This is a genomic window from Burkholderia sp. Ac-20345 (genome assembly GCF_017104825.1).
In the GTDB taxonomy this organism is placed as follows: domain Bacteria; phylum Pseudomonadota; class Gammaproteobacteria; order Burkholderiales; family Burkholderiaceae; genus Burkholderia; species Burkholderia lata_B.
The window spans coordinates 1-7,990 of the sequence record NZ_JAAGPO010000306.1 but is presented as its reverse complement, the minus strand read 5'-3'; the positions used below and the strand labels follow the sequence as shown (position 1 = coordinate 7,990).

The 7,990-nt window shown below is 66.0% G+C and carries 9 protein-coding genes and 1 pseudogene; 5 read left to right on the top strand and 5 right to left on the bottom strand.

Annotation, left to right across the window (positions count from 1 at the left end; translation table 11 throughout):
- Window positions 1-582: pseudogene (locus tag G3O06_RS45030) on the bottom strand (MFS transporter); the annotation flags it as partial.
- Between the two features lie 249 nt (window positions 583-831).
- Here G3O06_RS45030 and G3O06_RS45025 point away from each other — a divergent pair.
- The 3 genes from G3O06_RS45025 to G3O06_RS45015 all read left to right on the top strand — a co-directional run bounded on the left by G3O06_RS45025 (window position 832) and on the right by G3O06_RS45015 (window position 3,550).
- Complete coding sequence (locus G3O06_RS45025; protein ID WP_205819938.1) at window positions 832-1,491, top strand: pyridoxamine 5'-phosphate oxidase family protein; 660 nt, start codon at window positions 832-834, stop codon at window positions 1,489-1,491.
- 366 nt (window positions 1,492-1,857) lie between these two features.
- Window positions 1,858-2,151, top strand: coding sequence for an H-NS histone family protein (locus G3O06_RS45020; protein ID WP_006491875.1), 294 nt, complete (start codon window positions 1,858-1,860; stop codon window positions 2,149-2,151).
- A 241-nt stretch (window positions 2,152-2,392) separates the two neighbouring features.
- Window positions 2,393-3,550: a cation diffusion facilitator family transporter gene (locus G3O06_RS45015; protein ID WP_205819937.1), complete on the top strand. Its 1,158-nt coding sequence runs from the start codon at window positions 2,393-2,395 to the stop codon at window positions 3,548-3,550.
- 48 nt (window positions 3,551-3,598) lie between these two features.
- Here G3O06_RS45015 and G3O06_RS45010 read toward each other — a convergent pair whose 3' ends face one another.
- The 3 genes from G3O06_RS45010 to G3O06_RS45000 form a co-directional block, all read right to left on the bottom strand.
- Window positions 3,599-4,069: an Lrp/AsnC family transcriptional regulator gene (locus G3O06_RS45010; protein ID WP_006477376.1), complete on the bottom strand. Its 471-nt coding sequence runs from the start codon at window positions 4,067-4,069 to the stop codon at window positions 3,599-3,601.
- A gap of 79 nt (window positions 4,070-4,148) precedes the next feature.
- Complete coding sequence (locus G3O06_RS45005; protein WP_175000651.1) at window positions 4,149-4,808, bottom strand: exonuclease; 660 nt, start codon at window positions 4,806-4,808, stop codon at window positions 4,149-4,151.
- On the bottom strand, window positions 4,805-5,449 hold the full coding sequence (locus tag G3O06_RS45000; protein WP_174918405.1) for an MBL fold metallo-hydrolase: 645 nt from the start codon (window positions 5,447-5,449) through the stop codon (window positions 4,805-4,807). Before G3O06_RS45000 ends, G3O06_RS45005 begins: the two co-directional genes overlap by 4 nt.
- Before the next feature lie 656 nt (window positions 5,450-6,105).
- Between G3O06_RS45000 and G3O06_RS44995 the strand changes: the two genes are divergently transcribed.
- Window positions 6,106-6,714, top strand: coding sequence for a septal ring lytic transglycosylase RlpA family protein (locus tag G3O06_RS44995; RefSeq protein ID WP_122944150.1), 609 nt, complete (start codon window positions 6,106-6,108; stop codon window positions 6,712-6,714).
- A 108-nt stretch (window positions 6,715-6,822) separates the two neighbouring features.
- Here the strand turns inward: G3O06_RS44995 and rsmI are convergent, their stop codons facing one another.
- On the bottom strand, window positions 6,823-7,704 hold the full coding sequence (gene rsmI, locus G3O06_RS44990; RefSeq protein ID WP_205819936.1) for a 16S rRNA (cytidine(1402)-2'-O)-methyltransferase: 882 nt from the start codon (window positions 7,702-7,704) through the stop codon (window positions 6,823-6,825).
- 46 nt (window positions 7,705-7,750) lie between these two features.
- Between rsmI and G3O06_RS44985 the strand changes: the two genes are divergently transcribed.
- Window positions 7,751-7,990, top strand: a 240-nt coding sequence (locus G3O06_RS44985; protein WP_205819940.1) for a YraN family protein, incomplete at its 3' end; no start/stop codon positions are given.

Here is a 7,990-nt window from a genome sequence, read left to right as displayed (position 1 = left end):
GCTGGTCGCCGCCGCGAGCGCGAGATGCACGGCCGGCGCCATGCCGGCCGACAGCAGTGCGCCGCCGGCGGCCGCGCCTGCCATCCCGCCGATGCTGAACATGCCGTGCAGCGACGACATGATCGGCCTGCCGATCGCGATTTCGACCGCGCTGGCCTCGGCGTTCATCGCGACGTCGAGCGTCGCCATCGAGAAGCCGAACAGCGCGAGCACGGCGAGCAGCATCGTGTAGTCGGGCACGACGAGGATCAGCGCCGCGCAGGCCGACATCACGAGCCCGCCCGCCAGGCACGCGGTGCGCGAGCCGACGCGCGCGATCCAGCGCGCGATGGTCAGCATCGCGGCGATCGACCCGACGGCGACCGCGAACAGCGCGATCGACAGCAGCCCGGGGCTCAGCGCGAACTTGTCGCGCACGGTCGGCACGTGGACGCCCCACGACGCGAACATCATGCCGGCGACAAAGAACAGTGCCATCGACGCCAGGCGCGCGCGCTGGCGGGCCGGTAGCGACAGCACGCGATGCGCGTCGGGCGGCGCGGCGAACGGGGACGACGATTCGGGGGAGGAGGATTCGGACACGGTAACGCTCATCAAAAGGAATGCACGGACGCACGCGGCGCCCGTCGGATCCGTCCGATTCTATCGAACCGCTTACGATCCTGCCGGGCGATGGCCGTTCGGCCGACGATCCGGCGGTTACCCGGCGACCCGCGTTCGGCCGCATCGACTGCATAGGCCGTTCGACCGATGCGCGGCGCGCCGCGCCCGCGGGTAACATCGAAGCGCATGGCGTGCCCGGCGCGCCGCCCTTCGACCGCAGGAGTCCTCTTGAACATCGATCCCGCTCTCGCCCTGCATCTGCTGCACCGCTGCGCGCTCGGCACGCTCGCCACTCATGCGCGCGACCCGCAGGGTTTCCCGTATCCGACGGTCGTCCCGTTTGCACCCGATGCAAGCCATCGTCCCGTGATCCTCGTCAGCGGCCTCGCGGAGCACACGCGCAATCTGGCCGCCGATCCGCGCGCGGGCTTCCTCGTCGTCGACGCGCCCGGCGGCGACGTGCTGAACGCCGAGCGCGCGACGCTGCTCGGCCGGTTCGTGCCGCTCGGCGCCGATCCGCACGTCACCGCGCGCTACTGTCGGTATGAGCCGGACGCCGCGCGCTATCTCGCGCTCGGTGATTTCACGTTCTGGGCGCTCGACGTCGAGCGGCTCCGCTATATCGGCGGTTTCGGGCGCATGGGCTGGGTCGACGGCACGCATCTCGATGCGCTGCCGCCGCTCGCGTTCGACGAGGAACAGGCGTTGTGGGACGCGTACGATGCCGGCGCTGCGCGCCGCGACGGGCTCGAATTGCTCGGCGTCGATCGCCACGGCGCCGACTGGCGGCATGACGGCCGCCGCGTGCGCACGCCGTTTGATACGCCATTGGCCGATGCGGGCGCATTGCGCGAGCGGCTGATTGCGTGCGCGCGGGATGTGACGTGACGTCGCGGATACCGTCTTGTCCGCGCTTTGCCCGTTTAGCGAGCCGCGCCATCCGATTTTCGTAAAGCTGTCGTCCGATGAAAGCTTTGATTTTTCTGAATGCAGGGTAATTGCGTATGTTGATAGACCTAATAGCCAATGGCTAATGTCCTAATCTCTGTGTAGGAACGTAAAAATTTGAGAAAAGGCCGCGACCGGTCAAAATGACACGAGTGAATTTCAATTCATCTCGGGATTTTCATGAATCTCGCTTCTATCAAATCTTTTTTGTGCTAATCTCTGCCTTCGAAAATCCGAGGCACATATATTTCAAGAATGGTGAGCTGGCTGCAGACCGGCGCCATTGGTCAGATAGAAAGGGAAACTATGTCTTCTTACAAGGACCTGCTGGCCCAGCGGGAGAAGCTGGAGAAGCAAATCGAAGAAGCGAAGTCGCGTGAATACGCTGAAGTGCTGAATGACGTGAAGCAGAAAATTGCCGACTACGGCTTTTCGCTCGCGGAACTCGGTCTCAGCCGCGCGAAGGCAGGCAAGGTTGGCCGTCCGCGTGCAGGCGTTGCCGCGAAATACCGCGATCCGGAAACGGGCGCGACGTGGTCGGGCCGCGGCAAGCCGCCGCGCTGGATCGCCGGCAAGAACCGCGAACAGTTTGCAATTTAAGTGTTTGTTTAAATTGCCTGCGCTTCAAAAGAGCCGCGTGTCCGTTAAGGAGCGCGGCTTTTTTGTTTTCAGCGGTCGCCACGCACATCGCGCTGTCATGAAAATGTAATAATCCGGCGTGAATGGAAATGCGACCCGTTCGCATAAGCGATTGATTTAAATAAGAAATTTGCGGGTATTGGCGGGGTTCACGGGGCGCCCTTGATAGAATTGGGTATCGCACACCGATATCCAATATTTCATGTCCACGTTTTCCGGCGACGCGCAGAGCGCAGATAAGCACGCGGTTGCACGCAAGAGCACGTTCGTCAGTATTGTGCTGAATGTCGTGCTTGCGACATTTCAGATCGTCGTCGGTACGATTGCGCATTCGCAGGCATTGATTGCTGACGGCGTGCATTCGATTTCCGATTTGATCTCGGATTTTGTCGTGCTGGTTGCGAATCGGCATAGCGGAGCATCGCCGGATGCCGACCACAATTACGGGCACAGCCGCTACGAGACCGTCGCATCGCTGTTTCTCGGCGCTATCCTGATTGCGGTCGGCGTCGGCATGCTCTGGCGGGCCGGCGACCGTCTCGTTAATCTCGAAAACATTCCGGCGGTACATTTTTCCGCACTGGTCGTCGCGCTGACGGTGCTCGTGTCGAAAGAGGCGCTGTTTCGCTACATGCTGCGCGAAGCGCGGCGCGTCCGCTCGGCGATGCTCGTCGCGAACGCATGGCATGCGCGTTCGGATGCCGCCTCGTCGCTCGTCGTCGCGATCGGCATCGTCGGCAGCCTGGCCGGCGTGCGGCTGCTCGACCCGATCGCGGCGGCGATCGTCGGCTTCATGGTCGCGCGCATGGGCTGGACGTTCGGCTATGACGCGTTGCAGGACCTCTCCGATCGCGCGCTCGATACGACCGATACGGCCGAGATCCGCGCGCTGCTCGCGGCGACGCCCGGCGTGCGCGACGTGCACGACCTGCGCACGCGCAAGATGGGCGATGCCGCGCTCGTCGACGCGCACATCCTCGTCGACCCGAAAATCTCCGTCTCCGAAGGGCACTACATCGCCGAGACCGCGCGTGCGCGCGTGCTGACCGACCCGCGCGTACTCGACGCGCTGATCCACGTCGACCCCGAGAACGACGCGGCGCGCCGTCCGGCGCTCGCGCTGCCGCCGCGCGGCGAGATCGCGGTGCGGCTCGAGGCCGCGCTCGCGAAGCGCGGGCTGCGTGCGGCGGCCATCAACCTGCATTACCTGAGTACGGGGCTCGAGATCGACGTGACGCTTGCCTGCGATCCGCACGACACCGATGCGGCGCTGGCCGGCCGTCTCGACGCCGACTCACTGAAGCGCGAGTTCGGCGCGCGCCGGATCGGCTTCACGCGCACGATGCCCGGGCAGGGGTGATACGCCGCGGGCACGCGCGGCGGCTGACGGCGGGCGCGCGCCTCTCCGTTACAGCGGCAGTTGCGTGTCGAACTTGATCTCGCGCAGCACGACGCTCGTGCGCACCTGCGACACGGCAGGGATCTTGAAGATGCGTTCGTGCAGGAACACGTCGTAGGCCTTGATGTCCGGCGCGACGATCTTGAGGATGTAATCGGCTTCGCCGGTCGTGCTGTAGCACTCGGTGACCTCCGGGCAGGTCGCGATCTCGCGCTCGAACTGCTCGACGCCGCCTTCGTTGTGGCGGGTCAGGTGCACGTGCGCGAGCGCGCAGACGTGCAGGCCGAGCTTCTCGCGATCGAGCAGCGCCGTGTAGCGCTGGATCACGCCCGACTGTTCCATGTCCTTGATGCGGCGCCAGCACGGCGTGCTCGACAGGCCGACCTGGTCCGAGATTTCCTGGACCGAACGGCGCGCGTCGAGCTGCAACAGGCGAAGGATTTTTTGCGAAAAGGAATCGAGCGTCACCTGCGCCTCCATGCGGCAGCTACAACACGCTGAATGTTAGAGGGCCGGGAAAAGAAAGGCAATCTGGCGTCGCGTTGCTGAGCGAGATTCGCTAATTTGCTCGCGGATCCGTGGGGTTTTGTCCCGCCCCGGTGCCTTCCGACCGATCGGTGTCCGACACGGCGAGCCCCGCGAGCGCGGCCTGCTGCCGGCGCAGGTCGGCGAGCATGTTGCAGAACAGCGCGCCTTGCTCGATCGCGTCGTCGAGTGCGACGTGCGTGTGCGGATGGTCGTCGAACCAGTGCTTCGGGAAGCGCGGCTTGATCGCCTTGCGGTACGGCAGGCCCGTCATCGCGAACGCGAGCGTCTTGATGTCGAGCGCCGACCACGAGAACGGGCAGCGTCCGGCGAAGCGCATCATGTACCAGAACATGAACGTGAAGTCGAAGCCGGCCGGCATCGCGACGAACACCGGCTTGCCGGGCAGCGCCTCGACCCAGTCGACGTACGAGATGAGCGCCGCCTCGGGCGCCTGCAGATCCTTCCGGCACGCGGCCCATGCTTCGGGCTCGGTCTTCCACCACGCTTCCTGCACCGGGTGCGCCTGCGCGCCCGGCAGCGTTTCGAGATTGGCGGAGAACGTCGCGATCAGCTGCTTGTCTTCGGTGTAGGCAGCCGACGCGAAGCTCAGCATCGAGTGCGGGCCGGGAATCGGGCCGTCGGCCTCGACATCGGTGCTGACGTAGATTTCCGGGATGGCGGTCTGGTTCATCCGAATACCTTGTCGGACACGAACGGGTTCGTGCGGCGCTCGTCGCCGAACGTCGATACCGGGCCGTGGCCCGGCACGAACGTCACGTCGTCGCCGAGCGGCCACAGCTTCTCCTTGATCGACCGGACGAGATCCTCGTGATTGCCGCGCGGAAAATCGGTGCGGCCGATCGAACCGGCGAACAGCACGTCGCCGACGATCGCGACGCGATGCGCGCGGCTGAAGAACACGACGTGGCCAGGCGTGTGGCCCGGGCAGTGATAGACCTCGAGCGTCTCGTCGCCGAACTGCACGGTGTCGCCGTCGTTCAGCCAGTGGTCCGGCTCGAAGGTGTCGGCGGCCGGAAAGCCGAAGCGCTCGCTTTGCATCGGCAGCTTCTCGATCCAGAAGCGCTCTTCTTCCTGCGGCCCCTCGATCGGCACGCCGTAGTGCGTCGCGAGCGTCTTCGCGCCCGCGCAGTGATCGATGTGCCCGTGCGTGAGCAGCACCTTCTCGACCTGCACGTTCTGTCGCGCGACTTCCTGTTCGATCCGGTCGAGGTCGCCGCCCGGATCGACGACGGCGGCGCGGCCCGTCTTCTCGCAGACGAGCAGCGAGCAGTTCTGCTGGAACGGCGTGACCGGAATGAGCGTGACTTTCATGGAGGCACCGGCGGCTAAAAGGAGCGATTGTACCGGTCGCGCGGGCCGCTTGCCGGTCGCGCGACGCGCGTCGCGATGCGCGCCTCCGGGCATTCCCGGAGCATGCCGATTGTTACAGCCATAGTGAGAATCAATGGTCCGAAGGGGGTGCTTTTCGGGTCGACGTTTTGGTTTATGTATAATGCGCCCCATTGAGCGTGAATTTCGCGCCATTCGCTGGTGTTTCGGCCCCGTTAAAAAGGGGCGTCGGAGGCACCGTCAAGCATCAGCCGCCGGGGAGTCCGGCGGTGTATCCAGCACCGAGTATTCGGTGCTCACGTCTTGTCCGGCCGGGTGCTGCGCGCCCGCCTGCGGCCCTGCTGCCGCGCCGCCGGATGAGGCCTGTGCCGCCGTTCCTGTGAGTCGGTCGTTTCGACGCGCGCGAACGTGAAGCCATGTTCGATGGCGGCATGTGGGGTCTGGTCAGGCTGTTGGGGACAGGTTGCGCCAGACGTGAAAACTAATCAGGACGGTTGCGGCATAGACGAAAGCCGCGCCCATGCAAGCCGCCTGCTCGCATCCGAGCGGGGCGTGCACGCATTTGCCGTCCGGGCCGCGTGTCTGCGTTGTGAAGCAGCGTTGTAAGGGAGCGGCCCGAACCAGAAGGCGACACGTCGATGAATTTACGTTTTCCGAGTCGATTCGGGACCATTGCATTGTTTTTTGCGCTGACGGGCTGTGCGGTACCACCCAGCCAGACCACCGGTAGCGCGAACCAGAAGAACGCCGTCGACAAGACGGCCGCCGCCGCGAAGGCGGATAGCGACAAGCAGCTGAATTTTGATTCCGCGCTGGCATCGATGCCGGCTGCCGACAGCAAGGACGCGAAGAAGTCGTCGCTGGCGGACGCCGAGCCGATCGACGGCAAGGATGTGTCCGATTTCCGCCAGACGGGCCGCGCATCGTGGTACGGGCGGGATTTCCACGGCCGCCGCACCGCGAACGGCGAGCGCTTCAACATGAACGCGCTCACCGCCGCGCACCGTACGCTGCCGCTGTCGTCGTACATCAAGGTGACGAATTCGTCGACCGGCAAGTGGGTCGTCGTGAAGGTCAACGATCGCGGGCCGTACAAGCGCGGCCGCGTGCTCGACCTGTCGTATGCGGCCGCGAAGCTGATCGGCCTCGTGCACGCCGGCACCGGCCGCGTGAAGATCGAAGGGCTGTCGCCGCAGGAAGCGCGCGAGGCGCGCGACGAAATGTTCGCGTCGATCTCGGCGAAGTAACGCAGCGGATCGCTCGCTCATGCAAAAGGGCTGCCCGAGGGCAGCCCTTTGTCTTTCCTGCACCGCGCGACGCCGGCGCCGGTTTCCCGGTGCCGGCCGGCTCGCGCGTCAGCCTTCATCCTTCAGCGCAAGCGCGCGCGCATACAGCGTGTTGCGCGACGCGCCCGTCAACGCGGCCGCGAGCTTCGCTGCGCTCTTCACCGGCACCTCTTCCAGCAGCAGCTTGAGCAGCGCGTCGTGCGCGGTGTCGTCGGCTTCGCCGCTCGTCGCCGGCGCGCCTTCGACGACCAGCACGAATTCGCCGCGCTGCCGGTTCGCATCGCCGGCGAGCCAGGTCTGTCCTTCGGCCAGGGTGCCCTGGAACAACTGCTCGTGTAGCTTGGTGAGCTCGCGCGCAATCAGCAGCCGGCGCGCGGGGCCGAATGCATCGGCGAGCGCGGCGACGGTTTCGGCGATCCGGTGCGGTGCCTCGTAGAACACCAGCGCATACGGGTGCGATACCAGCGCCTGCAGCGCGGTCGCGCGCTGCTTGGCCTTCGGCGGCAGGAAGCCCGCGAACGTGAACGCGCCGGCCCAGTCGCCGGCCACGCTCAGCGCGGTCACCGCCGCGCTCGCGCCTGGCAGCGGGATCACCGCGAAGCCGGCGGCGCGCACCGCGTCGACGAGCCGTGCGCCGGGGTCCGAGATGCCGGGCGTGCCGGCGTCCGACACGTAGGCCACGCGTTCGCCGCCGCGCAGCAGTTCGATCACACGCTGTGCGGCTTCGCGTTCGTTGTGCTCGTGCACGGCGACGAGCGGCTTCGAGATCCCGTAGCGGGCGAGCAGCTGGCCCGTGTTGCGGGTGTCTTCGGCCGCGATGCGGTCGGCGAGGCCGAGCACGTGCAGCGCGCGCAGCGTGATGTCGGCGGTGTTGCCGATCGGCGTGGCGACCACGTAGAGCGCGGCGTCCGGGTAGTGCTGCGTGTGCGCGAGTTCGAGGAGGGCAGTCATGGCAGGCAATGCACGCAATCGCGGCGCAAGCGGAACAAGGACGGCATTGTGCCACGCGGCGCCGGCCCGGCCGGGCGACGGGCGCAGTTTGGCGCGCGCGGGAGACAACTTTTCGGGCGCGGCGCGATCCAAACCGGTCGGCGCGGCGTTCGAGCAGCGTGCGCGGCAGTTTCTCGAGCGCCGCGGCCTCGCGTTCATTGCGGCGAACGTGACGATGCGCGGCGGCGAGCTCGATCTCGTGATGCGCGAGCCCGACGGCATGCTCGTGTTCGTCGAGGTGCGCGCA